Source organism: Marispirochaeta aestuarii (assembly GCF_002087085.1).
GTDB classification, from domain to species: Bacteria; Spirochaetota; Spirochaetia; order JC444; family Marispirochaetaceae; genus Marispirochaeta; species Marispirochaeta aestuarii.
Window position 1 is genome coordinate 145960 of the sequence record NZ_MWQY01000011.1, and the last position, 23379, is coordinate 169338.

The 23379-nt window shown below is 55.4% G+C and carries 21 protein-coding genes; 8 read left to right on the forward strand and 13 right to left on the reverse strand.

Annotated elements, in window-relative coordinates; genetic code table 11:
• Window positions 1-15 precede the first annotated feature (15 nt).
• From B4O97_RS11355 to B4O97_RS11370, 4 genes are all read right to left on the reverse strand, one after another.
• The gene (locus B4O97_RS11355) at window positions 16-600 is read right to left on the reverse strand and encodes an endonuclease III domain-containing protein (RefSeq protein WP_233143020.1); all 585 of its coding nucleotides are present in this window, start codon (window positions 598-600) and stop codon (window positions 16-18) included.
• Window positions 601-665: 65 nt separating this feature from the next.
• Window positions 666-1139, reverse strand: a complete 474-nt coding sequence (gene ispF, locus B4O97_RS11360; RefSeq protein ID WP_083050929.1) for a 2-C-methyl-D-erythritol 2,4-cyclodiphosphate synthase — start codon at window positions 1137-1139, stop codon at window positions 666-668.
• Window positions 1136-1798, reverse strand: a complete 663-nt coding sequence (locus tag B4O97_RS11365) for an IspD/TarI family cytidylyltransferase (protein ID WP_083050931.1) — start codon at window positions 1796-1798, stop codon at window positions 1136-1138. The genes ispF and B4O97_RS11365 overlap by 4 nt, the downstream gene beginning before the upstream one ends.
• Window positions 1799-1807: 9 nt before the next feature.
• Window positions 1808-2326, reverse strand: a complete 519-nt coding sequence (locus B4O97_RS11370) for a CarD family transcriptional regulator (protein ID WP_083050932.1) — start codon at window positions 2324-2326, stop codon at window positions 1808-1810.
• Window positions 2327-2448: 122 nt separating this feature from the next.
• On the opposite strand from B4O97_RS11370, the gene B4O97_RS11375 reads away from it, so the two are divergent.
• Both B4O97_RS11375 and malQ read left to right on the forward strand, forming a co-directional pair.
• Complete coding sequence (locus B4O97_RS11375) at window positions 2449-3816, forward strand: mercuric reductase (protein WP_083050934.1); 1368 nt, start codon at window positions 2449-2451, stop codon at window positions 3814-3816.
• A gap of 96 nt (window positions 3817-3912) precedes the next feature.
• Entirely contained in the window at window positions 3913-5469 is a 1557-nt protein-coding gene (malQ, locus tag B4O97_RS11380) for a 4-alpha-glucanotransferase (protein WP_083050935.1), read from the forward strand.
• Here the strand turns inward: malQ and B4O97_RS11385 are convergent.
• Together B4O97_RS11385 and B4O97_RS11390 are read right to left on the reverse strand one after the other, a co-directional pair.
• Window positions 5466-7019 (reverse strand): peptide ABC transporter substrate-binding protein, encoded by a 1554-nt coding sequence (locus tag B4O97_RS11385; protein WP_083050937.1) that lies wholly within the window; start codon window positions 7017-7019, stop codon window positions 5466-5468. The genes malQ and B4O97_RS11385 overlap by 4 nt on opposite strands.
• 11 nt (window positions 7020-7030) lie before the next feature.
• Complete coding sequence (locus tag B4O97_RS11390) at window positions 7031-7387, reverse strand: response regulator (RefSeq protein ID WP_096348886.1); 357 nt, start codon at window positions 7385-7387, stop codon at window positions 7031-7033.
• A gap of 217 nt (window positions 7388-7604) precedes the next feature.
• Here B4O97_RS11390 and B4O97_RS11395 point away from each other — a divergent pair, with 217 nt between their 5' ends.
• The 3 genes from B4O97_RS11395 to aroF are packed head-to-tail and all read left to right on the forward strand — an operon-like array spanning window position 7605 to window position 10899.
• On the forward strand, window positions 7605-8234 hold the full coding sequence (locus B4O97_RS11395; RefSeq protein ID WP_083050938.1) for a class I SAM-dependent methyltransferase: 630 nt from the start codon (window positions 7605-7607) through the stop codon (window positions 8232-8234).
• Between the two features lie 39 nt (window positions 8235-8273).
• Window positions 8274-8978 carry a transglycosylase SLT domain-containing protein gene (locus B4O97_RS11400; protein WP_158084267.1) on the forward strand — a complete coding sequence of 235 codons (705 nt, stop codon included), beginning with the start codon at window positions 8274-8276 and terminating at the stop codon, window positions 8976-8978.
• Between the two features lie 13 nt (window positions 8979-8991).
• Window positions 8992-10899 (forward strand): 3-deoxy-7-phosphoheptulonate synthase, encoded by a 1908-nt coding sequence (aroF, locus tag B4O97_RS11405; protein WP_083050942.1) that lies wholly within the window; start codon window positions 8992-8994, stop codon window positions 10897-10899.
• Between the two features lie 12 nt (window positions 10900-10911).
• Here the strand turns inward: aroF and B4O97_RS11410 are convergent, their stop codons facing one another.
• Complete coding sequence (locus B4O97_RS11410; RefSeq protein WP_083050943.1) at window positions 10912-12330, reverse strand: hypothetical protein; 1419 nt, start codon at window positions 12328-12330, stop codon at window positions 10912-10914.
• 56 nt (window positions 12331-12386) lie between these two features.
• On the opposite strand from B4O97_RS11410, the gene B4O97_RS11415 reads away from it, so the two are divergent.
• A complete protein-coding gene (locus tag B4O97_RS11415) occupies window positions 12387-12917 on the forward strand; it encodes a DUF4416 family protein (protein ID WP_083050945.1) in 531 nt (176 codons plus the stop codon).
• 19 nt (window positions 12918-12936) lie between these two features.
• Window positions 12937-13677, forward strand: coding sequence for a hypothetical protein (locus B4O97_RS11420; protein ID WP_083050947.1), 741 nt, complete (start codon window positions 12937-12939; stop codon window positions 13675-13677).
• Window positions 13678-13680: 3 nt separating this feature from the next.
• Here B4O97_RS11420 and B4O97_RS11425 read toward each other — a convergent pair whose 3' ends face one another.
• Window positions 13681-14793 (reverse strand): M24 family metallopeptidase, encoded by a 1113-nt coding sequence (locus B4O97_RS11425; protein WP_083050948.1) that lies wholly within the window; start codon window positions 14791-14793, stop codon window positions 13681-13683.
• 22 nt (window positions 14794-14815) lie between these two features.
• Entirely contained in the window at window positions 14816-17326 is a 2511-nt protein-coding gene (gene leuS, locus B4O97_RS11430; protein ID WP_198947068.1) for a leucine--tRNA ligase, read from the reverse strand.
• Window positions 17327-17406: 80 nt separating this feature from the next.
• On the opposite strand from leuS, the gene B4O97_RS11435 reads away from it, so the two are divergent.
• Window positions 17407-18516 carry an aminopeptidase gene (locus tag B4O97_RS11435; protein ID WP_083050950.1) on the forward strand — a complete coding sequence of 370 codons (1110 nt, stop codon included), beginning with the start codon at window positions 17407-17409 and terminating at the stop codon, window positions 18514-18516.
• A 20-nt stretch (window positions 18517-18536) separates the two neighbouring features.
• On the opposite strand, the gene B4O97_RS11440 is transcribed toward B4O97_RS11435, so the two are convergent.
• The 4 genes from B4O97_RS11440 to B4O97_RS11455 all read right to left on the reverse strand — a co-directional run bounded on the left by B4O97_RS11440 (window position 18537) and on the right by B4O97_RS11455 (window position 23267).
• Window positions 18537-19865 (reverse strand): DUF3943 domain-containing protein, encoded by a 1329-nt coding sequence (locus B4O97_RS11440; RefSeq protein ID WP_158084268.1) that lies wholly within the window; start codon window positions 19863-19865, stop codon window positions 18537-18539.
• 162 nt (window positions 19866-20027) lie between these two features.
• Window positions 20028-21413 carry an MATE family efflux transporter gene (locus B4O97_RS11445; RefSeq protein WP_083050953.1) on the reverse strand — a complete coding sequence of 462 codons (1386 nt, stop codon included), beginning with the start codon at window positions 21411-21413 and terminating at the stop codon, window positions 20028-20030.
• 15 nt (window positions 21414-21428) lie between these two features.
• The gene (locus tag B4O97_RS11450; protein ID WP_083050955.1) at window positions 21429-22289 is read right to left on the reverse strand and encodes a DMT family transporter; all 861 of its coding nucleotides are present in this window, start codon (window positions 22287-22289) and stop codon (window positions 21429-21431) included.
• A 54-nt stretch (window positions 22290-22343) separates the two neighbouring features.
• A complete protein-coding gene (locus B4O97_RS11455; protein WP_083050957.1) occupies window positions 22344-23267 on the reverse strand; it encodes a DMT family transporter in 924 nt (307 codons plus the stop codon).
• Window positions 23268-23379: the final 112 nt, after the last annotated feature.

A 23379-nucleotide genomic window follows, 5' to 3' on the forward strand; every position in this document is an offset into this window, starting at 1 on the left:
TTTTATAGGTAGCCCCTATCTATGCCTGCTTACCCCGATTCTGCTGCACCAGTTGGAAATCGGGCAGCGACTGCACCAGGGACTTACGGGGGTGCATGTATCCTTGCCGAAGGCAACCAGCAGGGTGTTTATTTCGATCCAGAATTCTTCGGGGAGGATCTGCATAAGAGCATCCTCGGTCTGTTCCGGATTCGAGGTGCTGATCCATCCGGCACGGTTTGGAATCCGGTGTACATGGGTGTCGACGCAGATTGAGGGGATTCCGAAGGCCAGGCCGAGAGTCAGGTTGGCGGTTTTTCTGCCAACCCCCGGCAGGGTCAGAAGGTCAGTAAGCCGGGAAGGGACTTTTCCGTCATGTGCTTCGAGGAGAATTCCGGAAATCTTGAGGATTGTGTCGGCCTTGGTTCGGTAGAATCCGGCGGGATAGATGAGATCAGCGACGGCGGGAGAGGAGAGCCTGAGCATGGCAGACGGGGTGTCGGCGGCGGAGAAGAGCCGTTCGGACGCACTGATGGTCACCTCATCCCTGGTCCGCAGGCTGATAATGGTTGATATCAGGACCCGGTATGGATCGGGACCGTCCCCGGCTATTTTCGTCACTGATGGAACTTCGGTCGCACCTGTGGCCCGCCTGAGGACTGATATGATCTGTTTCCATGGTAGCTTCATCGGCGCAGCAGAAGCACAACAGCATGGACGGCCACAGCCCGGCTTTCTCCCACCGCATCGACGCTTTCGTTGGTTTTTGCCTTGATGCTGACACTGGCCTCTTCTACCCTCAAATCTGCGGACAGGCGGCGCCGTATCTCCTGGATGTGTTCTCTGAGTTTCGGTTTTTCGAGGATCACCGTTGCGTCGACATTGCCGATCCTGTAACCGGCTTCATGTATAAGCTTCATTGTTTCCACCAGAAGCTCGCGGCTGTCGATGTCTTTATATGCCGGATCTGAAGGAGGAAAATGGCTCCCGATGTCGCCCAGGGCTGCGGCCCCCAGGAGGGCGTCTATCAGGGCGTGCAGAAGTACATCGCCGTCGGAGTGGCCGTCTTCACCGAAAGGGGCCGGAATGTGGACGCCTCCCAGAAGAAGCCGGCGCTCCGGAACCAGCCTGTGCAGATCGTAGCCCATACCGATTCTCATGGCGCAAGGTCCTCCTGATAGGTTATCTTTCTGTTCCTCTCATCTCCGGGGATTGTCGCCACCGCACCTATATACCGGCCGTATATTTCGGTATCGTCGATGTAGAAGCCTCCGTCTTCGGCAGCCTTGATATGGGCTTCGAGAATGTCGCGATATACAAATCCCTGGGGTGTCTGAATGCGGAAGCTAGTTTCTCTGGAGAGATGATCGATGATGAATCCGTCCCGGGACAGTATCTTCATGGCATCCACCGATGGGACAGCCGGCGCGCAGCCCCCGGCTTCCATGGCCCTGCGGGCTACCTCTTCCGCGATTTCCGGGGTACACCAGGGACGGGCCCCGTCGTGTATCAGGACCACATCGGGATCATACCCTGACAGGGCTTTGAGCCCTGCGAGAACCGAAGCCTGGCGGGTCTCTCCACCGGAGACAAAGATTACCTCCCGGGATCGGGGAAAATCCCGAAGGGCATACTCAGCCTCTTCTTTGCCGTTTTCCGGGATGGTTACAACGAGATAGCTGAAAATTTCCGGATCGACGAAGGAGCTCAGAGCGCTGGAAAGCACAGTTCCCGCCCCGAGGGGCAGGTATTCCTTTTTCATGCTGCCGCCAAAACGCTGACTTGAGCCTGCGGCGGTAATCAGAGCAGCGGCACGCATGGGAGGTGCTTATTCCTGGGATTCGAGCTTTGAAAAGATAAGGTTTTCGACCTCTTCCTTCTCTTTTCCGAGGGAGTAGGAGATCTCGTCTACCAGCAGCTTGAGGGCGCTGTCAAAAAGCTTGCGCTCCAGAATCGGGAGCTCCTTAATTTTGCTTCGATGGTAGAGGGTCCGGACAACCGTTGCGATATCCATAACGCTGCCGCTTTTCAGGAGGTCCAGGTTCATCTGGTAGCGCATTTTCCAGTCCGCTGTTATGGGTTCGTGATCTTCCGAGATCAGCTTCAGTGCCTTGTTCGATTCGGCCTTGGAGACAATAGCCCGTATTCCAAGTTCATCCGCCTTGTCCACGGGGATCATAACGGTCATATCCGACACTTCAAGATAGACTATGTAGTAGAGCAGCTTCTTGCCCTTGAAATCCTTCTCTTCGATGGCGGTAATTTTACCGACACCCTGCAAAGGATACACAACTTCCTGGTTGACCTTATATTGAGTCGAGGTGTTACCCTGTACGGCTGATTCCATAACGGTTAGTATACAAAAAATCACCATGGGAGTCAAAGGGCAGGGCCCTTGGGCGGGTGATCCGGTATAGTCCCGGTTTTTCCCGTTTTTTGACTTCTGAACCCGGCCGCAAGGAGGTTTCTATGAAAAAATACGACATCATACTCATCGGTACCGGACAGGCTACAGGTACGATTCTTCCCGGACTCCTGGATGCCGGCAAACGCATCGCGGTTATCGAGAGGGACCGCGTCGGAGGATCCTGTGTAAACTGGGGGTGTACTCCGACCAAAACCCTGGTGGCAAGCGCCAGGGCCGCGCGCATGGTTCAGCGGGCCGGGGAGTTTGGAATCGAAACAGGACCCGGCGTCACGGATTTCTCCAGGGTCATGGAAAGGGTCAATTCAATACGGAATGAAGCCAGTACCGGTTTTCAGAAATGGCTTGAAGAGGTGACGGATTTTTATCCCTTTTCCGGAAGTTTCGTCGATGAACATACGGTTAAAGCGGGGGATGAGCTGATACAGGCTGAGACGATTATCATTCACACCGGTGCTGCGGCACGTATTCCTCAGCTGCCGGGTATCGAATCTGTTCCCTGGCTGGATAACAAAAGAATCCTGGATCTCACAGAGCTTCCGGATCACCTCCTTGTCATCGGCGGTTCCTATATTGGTCTTGAGTTCGGTCAGGCCTTTCGACGCTTCGGCAGCAGGGTCACGGTTTTTGAACACGGGGAGAGACTTATTTTCCGCGAGGATCCGGATATCAGTACCCTGGCAAAGGAGCTGCTGGCTGATGAGGGAGTGGAATTTCATCTGAAAAGCGAGATTCTGTCCCTTTCATCCGGAGACGAAAGCATCGTACTGCACTACAAGCAGGGGGAAAGTGAAAAGACCGTGGAAGGAAGCCATCTCCTTGTGGCAGCCGGACGGGCTCCCGCTGTTACCGGTCTCAATCTTGGCGCGGCGGGCGTCGAAACGGATGATAAAGGCTATATCCGGGTCGATGATTACGGCCGCACCGCTCAAAAACATATCTACGCACTGGGGGATGTAAACGGCAGGGGAGCCTTTACCCACACCTCCGTGAACGACGGACAGGTTTTCCTGGACCACTATCTGCGCGGCGGCGGGCGGAAAATCAGCGATCGGGTCCCGGTTTATGCCATGTACATCGATCCGCCCCTGGCCAGGGTCGGCCTTAACAGGAGGGCTGCGGAGCACCGCGGGCTTGAGTATCTCACGGCGGAAATGCCCATGAGTTCCGTCAGCAGGGCAAAGGAGAAGAGCGAAACCGGCGGGATAATGCAGGTGCTTACCGAAGCCGGGAGCAGCACAATCCTGGGGGCCACTCTCTTCGGAACAGGAGCTGATGAAGTTATTGCCCTGCTCGCCCTGGCAATGCAGGCGGGGATTCCCTATACAAAACTGCAGGAAACAGTCATACCTCATCCCACGGTAGCGGAGCTTGTACCTTTCCTGTTTAACAGTCTGGCAGAACCGGAATAAGGGTGTCTCTATTCTGGCTGTCTTGAAGCACGGACGTATCTTGAAGTACCTTGATTAGCTGTGATAATTATCGAGAGCAAGGAGCACTAGAAAAGTATGATTCACCGGCGTTCTGCAGGTATTCTTCTTCATCCAACTTCTCTGTCGGGGCCCTGGGGCATCGGGGATTTCGGGCAGGGAGCCTACCGCTTTGTTGATTTTCTGACCCGCTGCGGAATGAGTCTCTGGCAGATTCTGCCCCTGGGTCCCACGGGTTTCGGTAACAGTCCCTATGCCTCCATTTCCAGTTTTGCGGGCAATCCGATGCTGATAAGCCCCGATATCCTGCTGGAGGAAGGACTGCTGTCTCCCGGAGATCTTGAAGGAGTGCCGGATTTCCCCCTGGACCGGGTGGATTACAGCCTGGTGGTCCCCTGGAAGACCGATCTGGTTCGCAGGGCTGCCGGCCGCTTCCTGTCCGGAGATGCCGGACCCCACAGAAAAGCCTTTGAGGATTTCTGCCGCGAGGAGTCCTGGTGGCTCGATGATTACGCCCTCTACGCATCCCTGCAGGACCATTTTAAAAACCGAAGGCCCCGATCCTCAAGAAAGGGACCCCTGATAAACAGTCGCTGGGACAGGGATATCGCACTCCGGGAACCGGAAGCCCTTGCCCGCTGGTCTGTAAAGCTTCGCGGGGAAACGGAGATAAGAAAGGTAATTCAGTTCCTTTTTTACCGCCAGTGGCGACGCCTTAAAAGTTATGCCGCCGAACAGGGAATTCGCTTTGTCGGAGATATACCGATTTTCGTTGCTCCCGATTCCGCGGATGTCTGGGCCTGGCGGGAATATTTCCAGATTGACGATGAAGGACGCCTGACGGCTCAGGCAGGGGTTCCTCCAGACTATTTCAGCGAGACAGGTCAGCTCTGGGGCAATCCGGTGTACAACTGGGAGGCCCTGGGACGGGACCGCTACTCCTGGTGGATCCGACGCATTGAATATACCCTCAAGCAGGTCGACTGGGTCCGGATAGACCATTTTCGGGGCTTCGAAGCCTACTGGAACATTCCCGCCGATGCTGAGACGGCCGTGGACGGAAAATGGATTAAAGCCCCGGGCTTCGAGATGTTCCAGGAACTGAAGCGGTGCCTCGGCAGCCTGCCGATTATAGCCGAGGACCTGGGGGTCATAACCCCTGAGGTAATAAAGCTGCGACAGGACCTTGAATTTCCCGGGATGAGGGTCCTGCAGTTCGGCTTCGAGTTTGATCTCCAGCGGGGATTCAATGCGGATCACCACTTTCTGCCTCATAACTACGATACCAACACGGTTGTCTATACCGGGACCCACGACAACGATACTACCGCCGGGTGGTACTGTTCCATGGACGGACGGATTCAGGATATCGTGCGCCGCTACCTTGCCAGGGATGACCACGATATTGTCTGGGACTTTATCCGTATGGCCCTGTCCTCCACCGCGGGCTTCGCGGTGGTCCCGTTTCAGGATCTGCTTTCCCTGGGTACGGAGTTCCGGATGAATACGCCGTCCACAGTGGGACCGCAGAACTGGGCATACCGTCACCGCCCGGAGGACCTGAGCGACCTGATCTCTGCCCGGCTGAGGGAAATGAACAGCCTGTACGGCCGCCTGCCGAAGAGGGAGCCTTAATTTCCCCGTACGATCCTGGCGGGCAGAGGCGGCTTGGTGTAGCTCAGGTACTTGAAGGGATGAATATCCAGGGGATTGGGCAGCCATCCGCCGAGGACATCGGCGTGGACAAAGTTATAGGAAGGGGAGTGCTTGTAGGGGATTATTCCCCCTTCTTCGAGGATCAGCCCCTCGGCTTCGGCCATCCTGTTGTACCGCTCCCTGCCTGAGAGGGACATGGCCTCTTCGATCAGATTATCGTAATCGGGATTAGAATAGGATCCCTTGTTCAGGTTGGAGTCGCTGACCCACATCTGCAGAAAGGCCAGAGGGTCGGCATAGTCTCCGATCCAGCTCATCAGGCCGATGGTATAATCCCTGTTTTCAATGGAGTTATAGTAGTCTCCGTAGGGAACAAGGGTAAATTGTGCTTCCAGTCCCAACGTATCTCTCCAGGCTGTCGCCATGGCCGTTGCCAAATCCTGTACCTCCTGGCTTTCGGGGATCTTGAATACAGGACGCGGGAGACCCTGTCCTTCCGGAAAGCCCGCCTCCTTAAGCAGCTTCAGGGCCGTCTCCCGGTCCCTGCTGTTTATTCCAGCAACTTCCGGATATCCGGAGATCTCGGGAACCGCCCGGAAGGTGGGTACGGCATAGCGTTCTTCGGTCCGAAGATCCTCCCAGGGAACGAGGAGAAGCAGCGCCCGCCGTACGCGCGGATCTGTCCAGGGATCCTCGTCGCAGACAAAGTAGAAATAGGTGGTGGCAAACTGGTGAAATACCTGCAGGGTGGAGGTGTCGTCCAGCTTGTCATAGAGGATATTCCCCGAAGCCCAGAGAACCTCCTTGGCGTTGAAAAGGTCCGTCAGATGCTGGTAGTCGTCACTCAGCAGAAATATAATCTCGTCGCTCCGAACGTTCCTGCGATCCCAGTAAAACTGGTTTTTCTTCAGGACATACTTCTCGGGGCTCCGTGAATAGAGCATGAACGGTCCGTTTCCGATCACCGAAGGGGCGTTTTCCCAGTCGGGATTCTCCCGGAAGGTGGAATGGACGGGTGAGAAACTGTGATGGCACAGGATCTTTAAAAAGTGGGATGCCGGATGGTTCAGGGTAACCTCCAGGACTCCTTCCTCCGGAACCGAGATTCCCACATCCTCCCGTTTGCCGGCTCCGGTACGGTACTCCCGGGCCCCTTTGATAATGTCCAGCAGGAAGGTGTATTCAGCCCTGTCCTCCGGGTTCAGATGGAGCAGCCAGGACTCCCTGAAGTCCTCGGCGGTAACCCGGTCTCCGTTCCAGTAATAGGCATCGGGGCGCAGATAGAAGCGGTATACCAGGCCGTCCTCGGAAACCTCGAAATTCCGGGCAACCCCCGGGACAGGCTCCAGGGTCAGGGGATGATAGGTGTACAGTCCCTCGTAAAGGGCTGTATAAAGCTGAGCCTCGGTGGCGGAATAGGAGTGGTGGGGATCCAGAGCGATCCGGGTTGACCCGAAGCTTACGCTGACAGTCTCTGCGCTGAGTGCAAGGCCGACAAGGGCGAAAATCAGACTTATATATTTTTTCATGTTCTCTCTTTTCAGGTAAGGTAATTCTTGATGGAGTCGATATAATGCTGGCCCCGCAGGGGTTTGATAAATACCTCGTTGAAACCTGCGGCATTCAGACGGTCTATCTCGCCATCGTCGGATGTGATGGCTATGAGAGGAAGTTCCGGATGGGTCTCCCGGATTCGGCGTGCCACCTGATCTCCGTTCATTCCAGGCATGTACTGGTCGAGAATGACCAGGTTGTAGGAGTTCTTCTGAAAAAGTTCCAGTGCCTGAACTCCGTCGTGAGCCAGATCGCAACTGATGCCATGATTCTTCAGCTTCATTTCAAGCAGTTTGCGATTGGTGAACTCATCTTCCGCATAGAGAACACGTTTCGTTGTCACCCGGCTGCTCCTTGGACCCGTGATAGTCTAAAACCAGAAGCCGGGCAATGAAGCTCCAGCCCGTCAGAGGGCTATCTTTTTGTCGCGTACCCGGCTGTGTGCAGACCTTTGTTACGCTAGGGTAAACAAAAGCCCCAGCGTGGTCAAGTAATTATTACACCGTGACTTCCCGCCGCTCTTGACAGGCTGAGCGGTGATTCATACTCTTGAACTTCCTATGAAAGATTCACTGCGTCGCCTGAAAGAGCACTACGAGCCTCGAATACGTCCCGAAAGCATGGGCTATGAGATCCTTGACTGGGAAGACCAGGAGAGTCAGTTCTGCCGTTTCGACGTGCTGGTCAGAAAGATAGACCTGTCCGGTAAAAGTCTCCTGGATCTGGGCTGCGGCGTGGGAGACCTGTGCTCCTATCTTCAGCAGAAGGGAATCGAGGCTTCCTATACCGGCGTGGACATCCTGGAAAAAATGATCCGGGAAGCCAGAAGACGCTGTCCCCCCGGACGTTTTATCAAGGCCGATCTGCTCCGGGAAAATCCTTTCGGAAATGAGCGTTTTCAGATCGCTTTCTGCTCAGGTATATTCAATCTGGAAACCGGGGATAACGAGAGACTGCTGGACGCGTACCTGACGCGTCTTCAGGATCTGACCACCGAAGCGGTTGTTATAAATCTTCTTTCCATTGCCTCCCGTGACCAGCAGGACAAATATCATTATTTTGACCCTGACAGCGTAATAAAGCGGGCGGGCGGTCTGTTCCCGCTTGCCGAGATCGAAGCAGGGTACCTGTCCAATGATTTTACCCTCGTCTGCCGGCACGGGTCCTCAAGCTCCGGCTCCAGGTCTTGACCCTGGACTGCGGAAATGACTATCTTAGCATAAATGCCTATGAATGGAATTAGAGTTATTGGATTATTTAGCGTTGTCGCGCTGTTGATACCCCTTCTTGCCCTCCTTTTTACTCCCGGAAGTATCGATGAAGAGGGAATGCCGGAATATGTGGAAACTGCCATATCTCTTGGCCCGGGTCAGGATATCGGACTCGAACTCTATCGCCGTCCTGAGAGCCGCGGTCGGGTTATTGATTTCTATTCCCAGGTTGCCGGTTCCCGGGAGATTGCGGAGCTTATTCTGCATTACTCGAACCGATACGAAGTTCCTCCGTCTCTCAGCTTTTCCCTGGTATACGCCGAGAGCAGTTTCAGGCCCCGGGCTGTCAATCGCAACAGCAATTCCATCGACCGCGGTCTGTTTCAGCTGAATAACCGCTCCTTCCCGGAACTGACGGAAGCTGACTTCTTTGATCCCGTCGTCAATACCCAGCACGGGGTGGCCTACCTTCGCTACTGTCTGGATGAGGGGAAAAACCCGGTGGTGGCCCTGGCCATGTACAATGCCGGACGGACCCGGGTCACTGAACGTGGAACCCCGCGGATGACCCTGGACTACATTTCCAAGATTCTCGATTATCAGCGGGATCTTGAAGGGCGTTTCGAAAACGGACTCATCAGCAAACAGCAGCTGGTAAAAACAGACTCCAAGAGCGGCGCTCGTGTCGCCTACGTACTTGACAAGAGTAAGACCGTAAAATAGCTTGATTACCACTATGGTAATCGTCTTAAACAAATCCATCAGCACTGCTGACAAAGAAAATATCCGAAGCTTTCTCACCCGGAAGGGCTTTACCGTACGGGAGATCGTCGGTGAAGAAGAGACCATCTTCGGCGCCGTCGGTCTTGTACAGATCGACCGGCGGGAGGTGGAGCTTCTATCCGGGGTGGATCAGGTTATTCCCATAACCAAACCCTACAAACTTGCCTCCCGGGAGTTTAAAAAAGAAGACAGTCTGGTTAGCGTCGGTCCTGTAAAGATCGGACCGTTACGCCTGGCGGTTATCGCCGGTCCCTGCGCTATCGAGAGCCGGGATCAGATCATGGAGTCCGCCCGTATCGTGCGGGATTCCGGGGGTGTAATGCTCCGGGGAGGGGCCTTCAAACCCAGGACCTCTCCCTACGCCTTTCAGGGGCTTGGCGAAGAAGGAGCCCGCTATCTGAAAGAAGCGGGGGAAAAGTACGGTCTTCCGGTGGTAACCGAGATTGTCGCCACGGAGCACGCCGATATGCTGGCGGATATTGTGGATGTGCTGCAGATCGGCGCCCGGAATATGCAGAACTTTGAGCTTTTAAAACGGGTCGGTTCCATGAACAAGCCCATAATTCTCAAGCGGGGAATGGCTGCGACGATTGAAGAATGGCTCATGGCCGCCGAATATCTGATGGCCCACGGCGCCGAGAATGTGATCCTCTGCGAAAGGGGAATACGTACCTTCGAGACCTATACCCGAAACACCCTGGACCTCTCGGCGATTCCGGTAATAAAAAAGCTCTCTCATCTTCCTGTTATTGTCGATCCCTCCCACGCCACGGGTATCCGGGAGAAGGTCATTCCCATGGGACTGGCTGCAGTTGCGGCGGGGGCGGACGGTCTGGTGGTGGAGGTGCATCCGGATCCGGAAAAGGCCCTTTCCGACGGTCCCCAGTCCCTGCTGCCGGAACAGTTCGAGAAAATGATGCGGGACATCGAGGCCATGGCTCCGGTGGTGGGACGGGAGCTGGAACGCCCCGTGCGGCGCGGGCCGGTGATTCTGTCCAGGGATACTGCTGTTCCAGCCTCCTCTGCGGCTGAGGGACCGGTTCCGGTCGGTTTTCAGGGAGAACATGGAGCCTACAGCGAAAAGGCCCTGTCCCTGTACTTCAGTAATATAGACGCGAAGAGCGTGCCCTTGAACAGTTTTCGGAAGGTGTTCGATGCGGTGCTCCAGGGAGAAGTCCGATACGGGGTCGTTCCCATGGAGAACTCCCTGGCCGGATCGATACACGAGAATTACGATCTTTTTCTCCAGTATCCGGATATAAAAATCCTGGGGGAGCGCCGGGTCAGAATCCGCCACACCCTGATCGGACGGCCGGGTGCCGGCCTGAAGGATATTCGCAAGGTCTACTCCCACCCCCAGGGGCTTGCCCAGTGCGCGCGTTTTCTTGACGAAACCCTCCCGGAGGCTGAACGGGTTCCCTATTACGATACGGCCGGCTCGGTCGGCTTTATTGCCGGACAGCCGGATAATTCCCTCGCGGCTATCGCCAGCGAAGAGGCCGCTGCAGTTAACGGCATGGTCGTACTAAAGGAGGGAATCGAGACGAATCCCAGCAACTATACCCGCTTTTTTATAATCGGCAGCACCGATGAACCGTTGGAGGCGGACGCCAATACCGCTTCCCTGGTCTTTGCGGTTCCGGACAAGTCCGGAGCACTCTTCAGTTGCCTGAAGGTCCTTGCGGACCGGGGAATCAACATGAAAAAGCTGGAATCCCGGCCGATCCTGGGAAAACCCTGGGAGTACATGTTCTACCTGGATGTTGAACTCCCCGGCAAGATGCCGGCTTTTGATGAAGCTGTGGAGGCTCTTAAAGGTGTCTCTGAGAATCTGAGGGTTCTGGGGGTCTACCGCAGCTGACGCTGCCAGCCTCTAATTTACACTGGTATCGATGCCCAGCTTTTTGAGCTGTTCGATCTCTTCCTTTTTGGCTATATATTCGTGGCGTTTCTGGTTTGACCGGATTACCACGTTCTTTATGGCGGAGATTTCGAGCTTTATTCCCCGAATACTGCTGCGCAGTTCCCGTGGCGCTTCGCTCTTGAAAAAGGTATCCAGGGCCGGCAGGGTATTCAGGATCTTGTACAGCTCATCGACTATGCTGCTGACATACTCGTAGACCTTTTCCTCATCGCTGCCCTCGAGGCGCATATATGCCGATGAAACCTTGCTTGACAGCATGTTCAGGGCCCGTGCCCGTTTCAGTACATTCTCGGAAAAGGCGTCATAATCGACCCGGACCATACGGGTGGCCCCGGTTTTCTCGTCGAAGAATTCCACCATGTACACATGTTTATCGCCTTTCTTCTGAACAACGTTCATTACCCAGCGACGAAAGCGTTCTCCAAGGCTCAAGCGGCGCTGATCAAGGAGCTGCTGGCTCTCGTTGAGCTTGGAAACAGCCTTCTCCAGATGAATACTCGCGCCGGACAGTATCCTGGCGGCCTCCAGTAAAAGCGGTTTGTGGGAGACCTCCTGCCTGGTTTCCTGTTTCTTTTCCTTTATCTGAAGAGATTTTATCAGCTCCTGTTTCAGCTTGTCCCGCTGGGGGGAGTACTCCTCCGCCACAAGTTCATTTACCAGTTCGGGAAAGAAGGGCGTGTCAGGCAGTTCCCGGGGAAAGGAGCGTTTAATCTGGTTAAAGGCCTCCTCCATTACCTGACTTGAAGGTTCACCGGATATGGAAAGCTTGTACAGAACCCGCTCCCGGATATCCTGCTTGTAGAGCTCCCTGCTGAAGGCTGTTACGTCTTTCAGGAGGGAGAAAATCTCATTCGTCAGCTTGGAGAGCTGGTTGCAGCCGTCGCTGACAATGTTTGCCGAGAGGGAATCGCTCCCCTGTTTGATGTGCTGTACCAGGTCCGCCATGACCCGGGTGTTCAGGGATGTCGAACTGACTCCCAGTTTGGTCCAGTGAAAGTAGTTCAGAAGGGCGGAAATATTTTTCAGGCGCTTGAGATTGAGAAAATCCGCGCTGAACTGGTAGTAGTTGGTCAGGAATTCCAGGATGGAATCGAACTGGGAAAGCCGGATGCTCATCTTTTCGTTCTTTTCCGATTCCAGGTAGGGCTCGTTGCTGGGGGTGGTAACTTCAGAAATCTTGAAATCCCCTTTGTACGGGTCCTCCTGGACAAGCCCCTTGCGCAGCAGAACATTGTAAACGTTCTGGAAAGAGGTGTGGTAGCGCCGAAAGTCTTCTTTCAACTTCGGCATAATCCTCTTGTCTATATGTTCACGCCGATGAGCCACCGCCTGGTTCAGCGCATCGTCAAGATCGATCCTCTCTTCCATATTCTGAACATTATGGGATAAAATACGGTATCCTTCAATCTTTTTACAGGGTATTTATGGGTCGTGAGGGTAAATTCCCGCCGGAAAAGCTTATAATTCCACTCCTGTACAGCAGCGTCTCCATGCTTCCTGTCCTGTATTCAGAGCTGGAGCAGAATTTTGGACCGATCGATTATACGAGTCGGGAGATCCCCTTTTCCTTCTCGTCCTACTACGACAGGGAGATGGGCCCGGGGCTCGGGAGAATCTTTCTGGGTTTTGAGGAGCTGGTTGATCCGGGTGACCTGTGGCGGATTAAAAAAGCGACGAACCGCATGGAGGCTCTTTTTTCCGAGGATCGGGACAGGAAGATCAATCTTGACCCGGGTCTGCTTGATCTGAACCGCCTGGTTCTGGCTACGACGAAACACGCCGGACACCGTATTCCCCTGGCGGAAGGCATATATGCGGAGATTACCCTCCATTACCGGCGCGGACGTTTTGAACCCCTGCCCTGGACCTATCCTGATTACCGGAGCGAAGAGTATCAGCGGATTCTTCTGGAGCTGCGGGAGATTTTTCACGGACAGCTGAAGCACCTGCTCTGATTCCCGGTTTATATGAGGTATGAACAGTCATATCTCCTGTGTTGCCGCTGCGACTCTGGCAGCGATAAGCATATCCTGCGGATTTCATCCCTTTGAAACGGAGGTCGAAGTAGCCATCCCTCCGGTTCCCCCGGGGGCTTCCGAATGTGTCGATGACCGGGTCATTTTAAAAGTGGACAGCGAAGAGTCCGGAGGAATCGACATCAGTGCCAGGGCGGGGGAGGTCAGGAGGCTTAAGCTTCCCAAGGCACAGGTAACTGTATTTACCGCCTTTTATCAGGGTGGTGTGCCGCCGGCCGGAGGGGTACTGCCCTGGGATGGAGATGGGGAGGCCCGGGTGGAACTCGGCTTTGGGCAGGGATTCTGCTCGACTGTTTTTTCACGCCTTGCGGAGGCAGGTGTTCCCCTTTCTGTCGTCAATTATCGACGCCTCAGCAGGGAATGTCGCCTTCGCTCCGGGGGAAATCCCTATCTGCTGGACAATGAACGTATATTCAGGGCTCTTTTGGCGGGGAACTTTTCCGTCCGCGATATTGTCATGCTCAGAGAGTATGAACTTCCTCCCGAGGCCCTTCCCCCTGGAGAGTGGACTCCCGCCAATCCCCTGGCGGAAAAGCTTACAGGCGGCGAAGCTGCACGAGTCTACGAGGGGCGATGGACATTTTACAAAAGAGAAGATGCCGCAGTCCTGTGGTGCGACAGTATGGGCTGGCATTTCTACGCCCGGGACGGGTCCTTCAGCCGCGGCGGAACATGGTGATTCCTATACCCTGAAGATTCCCGATCTGGTGAGTTTTTCTGCTCCCTTTTCGGTTATCAGGTAGTCGTTTTCCTTGCGGAATCCCCCCAGCTCGGCATCGTACAGCCCGGGTTCGACTGCAAGTACCATTCCGGGCTGAAGTATCGTGTCCAGTTCCCTGCGGTCCCGGAGTACCGGCCGTTCATGGGCTTCCAGACCGATGGCGTGGCCGAGGCTGTGGGGCATGGTAAAGCCTTCCCGTGAAAAGACCTCATCCACGCGGCGGGCCACAGAGGATGAGGGGACTCCCGGAGCGAGAGCCGCTTCTGCGGCGGCATAGGCTTCTTCCACCAGGGCTGCCATTCGTTCCTGTTGGGGATTCAGGGAGCCGGTAATCATGGTCAGGGTGACGTCGGTGGTGTAGCCCTTCAGTTTCACGCCGAAATCTATGATTGTCGGCCCCTCCGGGCTCAGTCCCGCCCCTGAAAATGAAGGGTAGGCATGTATCCCGAAGCTTCGCTTCGGATTGGCAACAATGGTTTCGAAGCCTGTTCCTTCCGCCCCCGCCATGCGGATCTCCCGCTCTATAAAAAGAGCAGCGTCAAGTTCCGTGGGAAAGCGCCTGTCCCGGAAGCCCTGTACAAGCTCATCGATTATCCGGTTTGTCATTCCGGCGGCTTCCCGGTAAATTTCCAGCTCTGCGGCATCCTTTATGCTGCGGAGTTCGGTAATCTGGGCCTCCGCACCGTTTTCCCGGCAGAGAAAATTGAATTCCGGGGCTTCGGTCCGGAGGTTGTCCACCAGGGGAACAGGCAGGTTCGGAGGCAGCTCAATGCGGGCGTTTCTGGAAAGGCCAAAGCGCCGGGCCACCCCGGCAATGGCCTGAACAGGGCTGCGTTGAAATTCGCTGTAGGCGACCAAGGCGTCGGCGGTTCCGTAGATCTCGGCCAGGGGCAGGTCCCAGGCGACAAGCAGGGAGGCCCCTGAGGAATGAAAAAAGAAGACGGCGTCGGAGGGATGACCGCAGAGGTAGCGAAGGGAGGCATTCCGCCTTCCTTCGGTGTCTTCCACGACCACAAGGTCGATCCCCTCCTGTTCCATCCAGTTTTGCAGACTGTTCAGGCGATATTTTGCCACTATGTTGTTCCTTTTGCTTCCTTCAGCTGACCACTATATTGACCAGCTTGCCCGGCACCGGAATGATCTTCCTGATCTGTCTGCCGGCGGTAAGCTCCTTTATCCGCGGATGATTCAGAGCCGCTTCCTTCATTTCCTCCGGGCTGATGTCGGCATTGGCCTCGACCTTGGCCCGGACTTTCCCGTTGATCTGGAATACCAGGTTTATCATCTCGTCCCGGGTGAGCTCCTCGTCATAGTCGGGCCAGTTCTGACGGCCGGCAAGGGGCTCGTGTCCCAGGCGTTCCCAGAGCTCTTCGGCAAGATGGGGAGCATAGGGAGAAAGCAGCAGTACGAAGGGCTCGATGAGCTGCCGGTTCAGGGTCTCTTCCTTGAAAACCTCGTTGACGAAGATCATCATCTGGGCGATGGCGGTGTTGAACTCCAGGGAATCCGTGTCGCCGGTAACCTTCTTGATGGTTTTGTGCAGAACCCGCTTCAGCTCTTCCGGGGGCTCCCGGTCGACCAGCTCCCTGTCAAAGAGACGCCATACCCGGTCGAGAAAACGGTGAACCCCGGATATCCCCGAGGTGGACCAGGGCTTGGATACCTGCAGGGGCCCCATGAACATCTCGTAGACCCGCATGGAATCGGCCCCGAAATCCCGGATGATGTCATCGGGGTTGATGACATTTTTGAGGGACTTGGACATCTTGGCGATGACCTGGGTAAGGGGGGTACCTGTCCCTTTTTCTACAAAGCTGTCGGTCTCCGGCTCCTCCACCTCATCCGTGGGAACGAGGGTCTTGTCAGGGCGCTGATAGGCGAAGGAGGTGATCATTCCCTGGTTTACCAGGCGCTTGAAGGGTTCAACGTCTCCCACGACACCTATATCGTAAAGCACCTTGTGCCAGAAACGGGCGTAGAGAAGGTGAAGCACCGCGTGTTCCGCGCCCCCCACGTAGAGGTCCACGGGCATCCAGTAGTCGATCTTGCGGCGGTCCGCCAGGGATGAACCGTTGCGGGGGTCCAGATAGCGCAGATAGTACCAGCAGGAACCTGCCCACTGGGGCATGGTGTTGGTCTCCCGTCGTCCGGGTCCTCCGCATTTGGGGCAGCTTGTGTTAACCCATTCATGTATTTTGGCAAGGGGAGATTCCCCGGTGCCCGACGGTTCGTAGGAGTCCACCTCCGGCAGCTTGAGGGGAAGCTGGTCCTCCGGGACGGGCACGATACCGCAGGTTGGGCAGTGAACCAGCGGAATAGGCTCTCCCCAGTAGCGCTGCCTGCTGAAGACCCAGTCCCTGAGCTTGTAATTGACCGCACGCTGCCCGAGCTTGCGTTCCTCCAGCCATTCTATGATACTCTCTATGGCCTCTTCCTTTCCCATTCCGTCAAGGAAGGAGGAGTTTACATGGGGGCCGTCCCCGGTAAAGGCCTCGTCTTCGATAGTACCGCCCTTGAGGACTTCGATAATGGGAAGGTCGAATTTCTTCGCGAATTCCCAGTCCCGCTGGTCGTGGGCCGGAACCGCCATGATGGCGCCGGTTCCGTAGGAAATCAGGATATAGTCGGAAATCCAGATGGGGATCTTCTCCCCGTTTACCGGGTTGACGGCGAAGGCGCCGGTAAAGACACCGGTCTTGTCCTTGGCAAGATCCGTGCGCTCCAGATCCGACTTGAGCCGGGCCTGCTCCAGGTAAGCCTCAACGGCGGGGCGATGTTTGTCTGTTGTGATCTTCTCCACATAGGGATGCTCCGGAGCCATGACCATGTAGGTGGCGCCGAAGAGGGTGTCCGGACGGGTGGTGTAGACCTCAAGGGACTCCAGGTGTCCGTCGATCTGAAAATGCACATTGGCACCCTCGGAGCGGCCGATCCAGTTGCGCTGCATGGTCTTTATGGACTCCGACCAGTCAAGGGTATCCAGGTCTTCCAGGAGCCGGTCGGCATAGGAGGTGATTTTGAGTATCCACTGCCGGATGTTGCGCCGCTCCACCAGCTGTCCGCAGCGCTCGCATTTGCCGTCCTTGACCTCCTCGTTGGCAAGTCCCGTCAGGCAGGAGGAGCACCAGTTGATGGGAGTTTCCGCTTCGTAAGCCAGGCCCTGTTCAAACAGTTTGAGAAAGATCCACTGGGTCCAGCGGTAGTAATCCTCGCTGTGGGTGGATATTTCCCGGTCCCAGTCGTAACTGAAACCCAGAGACTTTATCTGGGTACGGAAGTGGTCGATATTCCGTTCCGTTGTTATCTTCGGGTGGGTCCCGGTCTGGATGGCATAGTTCTCGGCGGGCAGACCGAAGGAGTCGAAGCCCATGGGGTGGAGCACGTTGAAGCCCCTCATCCGTAAAAAACGACAGTAGATATCCGTTGCAGTGTATCCTTCCGGATGGCCGACATGGAGTCCGGATCCGGAGGGGTAGGGGAACATGTCGAGCACGTAGCGCCGTTTCTCTTTAGGAAAGGAGGGGTCCTCTTCCACCTTGAAGCTGGAATTCTCTTCCCAGAAGCGCTGCCATTTCTGCTCAATCTCGGCGTATGGGTATTTGCTCATATCTGGCATGATACCCACAGGAGGAAGCAAAGGTCAATCTCATACTTGACCCCCCTGATCTGCCCCGGTAGGCTGGCGTAATGAAAGAGCATCTGGATTCCCGATTGAGCGTCCCCGCCCGTACCACCTGTTCGGAGGTTCTGAACATACAATCCGGTGAGCGGGTTCTGATTATTACAAATCCTGTTCAGGAGGTGTTATCCATCTCCCAGGCTCTCTATCTGGCTGCGGCAGAGATTGGTGCTGACCCGGTGATGATTGTTCAGCCCGTGAAAACCCAGCTCGATTACGCCGATCCCTCCGTTCTGGCGGCTCTGAAGAGCGGACCCGCTGTGGTGTGTTCAATAAGCGCCGAAAAGATCGGCAAGGACCCTGTGGGACTGAAAACACCCTACCGTTATGAGGACCGGGAGTTCGACCATATTTTCGACTACCTGCTGAACGGAACAAAAAGCATCAGGGCCCTCTGGGCCCCGGGGATACATGAGGATATGTTCTGCCGTACCGTGGGAATCGATTACACCAGGCTTAAACGTGAGTGCGCCTTTATTAGCGATCTGTTCAATCGTGCCGAGGGCATGAAAGTACGCTGCAAAGGCGGGACCGACCTCTATATCGGCCTTCGGGGCAGAGAGGGGGAAGCAGACGATGGAAACTTTAGCTTCCCCGGCAGCGGAGGCAACCTTCCTGCGGGTGAGAGCTTTGCCTCTCCCGAACTGGGAAGCGTCAGCGGAACCATCGTTTTCCGGGGCTCCATATCCCTGAACAGGGGGGACATCCTCATCGAAGAACCGATCACCGTGCAGGTGGAGGAGGGTTTTGTCGTCTCCGTTGCAGGAGGACGGGAAGCCGGGCTTTTAGAGGAGACCATCGCCGCGGGAGAAAGCGGGGCTGAGCGTCTGGCTGCAGAGGGAGCCCTGCCTCCCGGGATGGGTGAGGTCTACCGCAGGAACGCCCGCTCCATCGGTGAGATCGGCATCGGTCTTAATCCCGCCGCCCGGGTTACGGGCAACATGCTGGAGGACGAAAAGGCCTACAGAACATGCCACCTGGCAGTGGGGGCCAATTACGCCGAGGATGCCCCGGCGCTGATCCACTGCGACGGGCTGGTACTGGAGCCTACCATCCGTTTTATTCTGCCCGGCGGAGAAGAGAAGCTCGTAATGGAGGACGGGGTCCTGAACCTGTAAAACCAGAGGGCCCGGGGGTTTTACAGCTTGTATTCCATAAACACCGTAGCATTGTAGATCCGCTTGTTCTGATCCGGCAAATAGTCGCGGTCTGTCTTTTTCCAGCTGAGGGTATTTGCCGCTCCCACCGAGGTTGTTCCGTTCAGCGGGTATTTCCAGGCCAGAGTAGATCTGCTGAATACCAGGTTTCCCTCTGAACCGGAGACCATATTCGGCAGGGTCGTCATCAGGTACCCGGCAGTCTGCATGGAGATAGTCCCAGCCCGGGGAAAGTCCCAGCTCATTCGCAGTTTTGATGCTGCCCCCACACCGTAATCCCGTCTTTCGACTGAATCTTTCGAGGGCTCGGTCTCGAAACGATAAAATGTACTGCTGCCGAAGAGCAGGCAGCCGGCGTGGGCTTTTAGTTTGAATACGCATCCGCTGCTGGTATACCGCTCATGCTGCATTGTGAAGGTAAGGGAATTTCCGGAAAAATCCATCAGTTTACTGGAGAAGACATCGTAATGCAGATGCAGCCCGCAGCTGGTCCATGAATGTTCCTGTGGACGGAGACTTGCGGATAACAGTGCCCCATCGGAGATCAGAACGAGGTTGTACCAGTTATACCCGCCTTCAAGGAATAACTGAAGATCAAAATGGCTGAATATGGATGAAGCATGGGAGACAAAGGGGTCTCCGTAATTGAGATCAATCCCCAGGCTGCCGGTACCGGTATGATACGAGTTTCTGTCGCACTTTTCATTGTTTCTGTAATGCTGTGTCTGCACATAGCCCCCACCGAAGGAAAGGGTGGCATTCTGTATCCTGGAATGTGTTGGCCGTTGCTTTTTTTCACTTACCCAGTCGTTGAAACTGTCCATTGGGCTGATAAAGGTCGCCAGCAGCTGGTTCTCCGTGTATGTATCAAGGTAGATGCGGTGCAGCATTTCTCCCAAGGAAATCCCTCCAACCGTGGTCACAATCAAATCGTTTACTGCAGCTGTTGCTCTCTCTCCAAAGACTTCCCATGTGTAGCTGCCCAGGGCTGAAACCAGGCTGGATTCAAAAGCGTTAAGATTATTTGCCCGGGCTGCGGCATAGTATGCATAGCCCTGGTACGGGTGTCCCAGCTGGTTTACCAGAAACATACTGCGATCCCACTGCCATGGACAGGTAAGGTTGTTGTGTATGCTTTCCATACTGATTTTTGAGAATTCCGTTTGCCCGATGAATCTGTTTACCGAAAAGAGGGCCAGGTTGCTGAGTAGGGCGTTGCCGACTCCCAGTGTGTAGTTCTTTTCTTCCGAGTAAACCGGTTCTGCACAATTCTCCATTGCATAGATGTCGGGTTCTATCGCAACAAGCACTGTCAGACAAATCAAAGAAGTAAGTATTGCTTTCATCAAGCAAAAAAGTAGCCGGCAGACCGTTTTCTGTCAAAGGGTATGGTCGCCGATTATCATTATAACCTGAATCCCCGTCCGTCTGTACTCTCTGACTGCATCCACGGCCCGGCATCCGTGGCTTCGTTATTTCGGCGCCTTGTCCAGGGGAATCCCCGGCTCATCCTCCGTCAGGTTGTTGATCCACTTGTCGCTGATGGTGCGGTAGATCCCGATTACCGATTTGATGATCTCCTCGGAACTTGCCAGCAGGAATACCAGCCAGACCGGCCATTGAAGAATGAGCCCGCTTGTTATCGCCAGGGGTATACCGATGAGCCAGACTCCTCCCACATCCAGGGCCATGCTGAAACGGGTGTCCCCGCCGCCGCGGAAGATCCCGACTATCTGTATAATCGACAGGGCCTTGAAGGGAAAGACCAGGGCGATGATGAGCAGGAACTGGATTATGTATCGGGAGGTTACAGGGCTGACGCTGAACATCTGCGGGACCAGGGGCGATACTGCAGCCAGTACCGTACCGGTACATATCGCGGTCATTGGGCTCAGCAGGGAGAACTGACCCGCAAGGCGCCGTGCGCTCTGTTCATTCCCGGAGCCGATGGCGTTGCCGATCATAATATGCGCCCCGTTTCCCATCCCGACAAAGAGCACCATAAGCATTCTGAAAACAGTATCGGCAATGTTCCGCGCAGCAATGGCCTCGGTACCGATGCGGGCGAAGACGGAGTTCAGAACCACCATGCCTGTGGACCAGCCGATTTCGTTGAACACCACCGGCAGGGAGGTTCTCCGGATCCGCCTGATAAGGGGCATGTTCCAGTCGATAAGCTCTTTCAGGGGTGCCGCGGAGGGCCGTTCGCGACGGTAGCTCAATACTATGATAATGCAGGTCTCCAGCGCCCGGGCAATCAGTGTGCCCAGGGCGGCTCCCCGGACACCCAGGGCGGGGAAGCCGAACATACCGAAGATCAGGACCGCGTTGAGGACGACGTTTGTAGAGAGGGCGGCGGCGGCGGCGTTGAAGGGAATCCGGGTAAAACCGCAGGAACGCAGAACCATGACGAAGCTGAAGGTGATCGCCGTCAGGGGATAGGAAAAAGCCACGATCCGCAGATACTGGGCACCCTCCCGGATAACGGCCGTGTCGGTGGTCAACAGCCCGATCAGCCCTTCCGGTACCGCCACTGCGGTAACACTTACAATTAGACAGGCGCAGAAACTGACAAGCAGGGTCAGTCCCTGTATTCGGTGAATGGTTGCAAGATCCCTTTTTCCCCAGAACTGGCTGACGAAGATTCCCGCCCCGGAGGTTACGCCGAAAAGAAGCATCATGACCAGGAAATAGACCTGATTGCCCAGGGCGACGGCGGCAATGCTGCTTTCTCCCAGCCGGCCGATCATGAAGTTGTCGATCAGGTTGACCGAGGACAGAAGAAAGCTCTGGGCCGCGATGGGGAGAGCAAGAGAGACAAGGGATGCTAAAAATTTACGATCCGGTCGTATGTTCATGAGCTGCAATTCATATCACACTTTTCTATCTTTATACAGATCAGACAGGATCACTCCTGCTATTACCAGCCCTGCGCCGGCCCATTCCGGGGGGGTGAAAAACTCCGCGAGAAAGATCATGGCGAACAGGACGGCAAATACCGGTTCCATGGCATAGATTATGACCGCCTTTACCGGGGTGACGTAGCGCTGATACAGGTTCATGAGCAGCAGGCAGATGAAGCTGCCGAAGAAGGAGAGATAGAAAAGGGACCAGACAAGATTCGCGTCCAGTATAAGCGGGCCCGATTCGATGATACCGGAAAGGATGAAGCTGAACACTGCCGTCAGGGCGAACTGCAGAAAGGTCAGGACCGGGACGCTTCCGTGACGTCCGTAGCGATCGAGAAAGATAATAAAAAAGGCGTAGGAGACGGCGCTGCCGAAGGCCAGTATGTCCCCGAGGTTAACGCCACCTTCGGAAGGCAGATTCAGAAGCACGAGGCCGCCTACAACAATGACAAGACCGAAGATGTTTCCCCGGCTCAAGGGCTTGCCGGTAAAGGGTATCTGCAGAAATGGAACGATCAGGGCAAAGAAGTAGGTTATAAGTGCCGATTTCCCTGCGGTGGTATAGACCAGGCTCGCGTTCTGAAAGGCATAGCCGGTGAACATCAGAACCCCCAGTACGAGACCGCGTTTGAATATGGCGGGGGTAATCTTTTTCAGCTCCCGGTAGCAGATTGGCAGCAGCAGCAGAGCCGCTATCAGAAATCGAAGACCCAGAAAAAAGACCGGTGGCGCGGAACGCAGTCCCTGTTTTGTGGCGATAAAGGTCGCCCCCCACAGGAGGGTCACAAAGAGAAGAACGAGTTCGGCCTTGCGGTTTTGCTGCATGGCTAGCAAGCTACACCGGGGGGATAATCTTTGGCAAGCAAAACGCCTGATTATCTACCCGGCGTGTTTTTTCTCCCGCCTGAGAATGGTAACCGAATACGCTCCCCCTATCAGGAGCAGTCCGCCGAGAATCTGCTGCGGGCTCAGACGTTCCCCGAAAATCAGAAAGGAAAAGACCGCGGCAAAGAAGGGCCGGGTCAGCTGCAGAATGTTGGACAGTGAGACCCCCAGATGGGGTACGGAACGGTAAAAGAGGGAGTGCCCCAGGCCGATACCGATGAGTCCGGAGAGAATCATGACGGTCCACATGCTGAAGGAGGCCTGAAACTGTACCTGGGGTCCCTCAATCAGCAGATGGCTGGCCAGGAAGAGGGGGGTGACAAAGGTAAATACCGCCGCGTTCACAAAATAGGGGGAAAATCCGGGGAGCCAGGCCCGTACCATGGTGGTAAGCCCCGCCCAGGAGAGGGCTGCCGCCAGTACAAGAATCACCCCGGTAAGGGGCGCACTGCTGCCTCCGGATCCCGGCGACACAGTAAGCAGCACCCCTGCCGCTGCCGCGGCCAGTCCCGTGTAGAAGAGGGGGCGCTTTAACAGGGACCTCTCGTCGGCAAAAAAGAGGAAACCCAGAAGCACGCTGAAGATTGCCGCCGACTGGTAGATCAGCATGGCCAGACCAGGGTAAAGGATGTACAGCGCCCCGGTATAGGCGGCCTGGAATCCGAAATTCATCAGGGCTATAAGGGCCATTCTGGGCAGGAGATGCGCCAGATTCGCCCCCACGTGCCTGCGCTCTTCCAGCGGGGCAGCTGAAAAGAAGAGGGGCCACAAAACCATGAGGGAGGCCAGGTAGCGGGCGAAGGACTGAAACATCACGGGGAATCCCGCGCTTACATAGCGGATCATCACCGAGGTAGATGCCCAGACCACCGAGGCGCTGAGATTGAGTATGATTGCCCTGCGATAGGATGACTGCACTGTACTGCTCCTGTTTAAAATGGATGATCCATGACAGAGGCCGAATTTAACATAAAATCTATAAAAGTGTTTAGCCAAAGCGGGCCCAATCGTGTATGATAGCAGACAGATT

Bases quoted from the DNA above. Each gene is read 5' to 3' on its own strand.
- B4O97_RS11370 (WP_083050932.1), bottom strand. From the start codon at position 2,326: ATGGAATCAGCCGTACAGGGTAACACCTCGACTCAATATAAGGTCAAC.
- B4O97_RS11395 (WP_083050938.1), top strand. From the start codon at position 7,605: ATGAAAGATTCACTGCGTCGCCTGAAAGAGCACTACGAGCCTCGAATA.
- B4O97_RS11365 (WP_083050931.1), bottom strand. From the start codon at position 1,798: ATGCGTGCCGCTGCTCTGATTACCGCCGCAGGCTCAAGTCAGCGTTTT.
- aroF (WP_083050942.1), top strand. From the start codon at position 8,992: ATGGTAATCGTCTTAAACAAATCCATCAGCACTGCTGACAAAGAAAAT.
- B4O97_RS11400 (WP_158084267.1), top strand. From the start codon at position 8,274: ATGAATGGAATTAGAGTTATTGGATTATTTAGCGTTGTCGCGCTGTTG.
- B4O97_RS11415 (WP_083050945.1), top strand. From the start codon at position 12,387: ATGGGTCGTGAGGGTAAATTCCCGCCGGAAAAGCTTATAATTCCACTC.
- B4O97_RS11435 (WP_083050950.1), top strand. From the start codon at position 17,407: ATGAAAGAGCATCTGGATTCCCGATTGAGCGTCCCCGCCCGTACCACC.
- B4O97_RS11375 (WP_083050934.1), top strand. From the start codon at position 2,449: ATGAAAAAATACGACATCATACTCATCGGTACCGGACAGGCTACAGGT.
- B4O97_RS11445 (WP_083050953.1), bottom strand. From the start codon at position 21,413: ATGAACATACGACCGGATCGTAAATTTTTAGCATCCCTTGTCTCTCTT.
- B4O97_RS11420 (WP_083050947.1), top strand. From the start codon at position 12,937: ATGAACAGTCATATCTCCTGTGTTGCCGCTGCGACTCTGGCAGCGATA.
- ispF (WP_083050929.1), bottom strand. From the start codon at position 1,139: ATGAGAATCGGTATGGGCTACGATCTGCACAGGCTGGTTCCGGAGCGC.
- malQ (WP_083050935.1), top strand. From the start codon at position 3,913: ATGATTCACCGGCGTTCTGCAGGTATTCTTCTTCATCCAACTTCTCTG.
- B4O97_RS11410 (WP_083050943.1), bottom strand. From the start codon at position 12,330: ATGGAAGAGAGGATCGATCTTGACGATGCGCTGAACCAGGCGGTGGCT.
- B4O97_RS11450 (WP_083050955.1), bottom strand. From the start codon at position 22,289: ATGCAGCAAAACCGCAAGGCCGAACTCGTTCTTCTCTTTGTGACCCTC.
- leuS (WP_198947068.1), bottom strand. From the start codon at position 17,326: ATGAGCAAATACCCATACGCCGAGATTGAGCAGAAATGGCAGCGCTTC.
- B4O97_RS11385 (WP_083050937.1), bottom strand. From the start codon at position 7,019: ATGAAAAAATATATAAGTCTGATTTTCGCCCTTGTCGGCCTTGCACTC.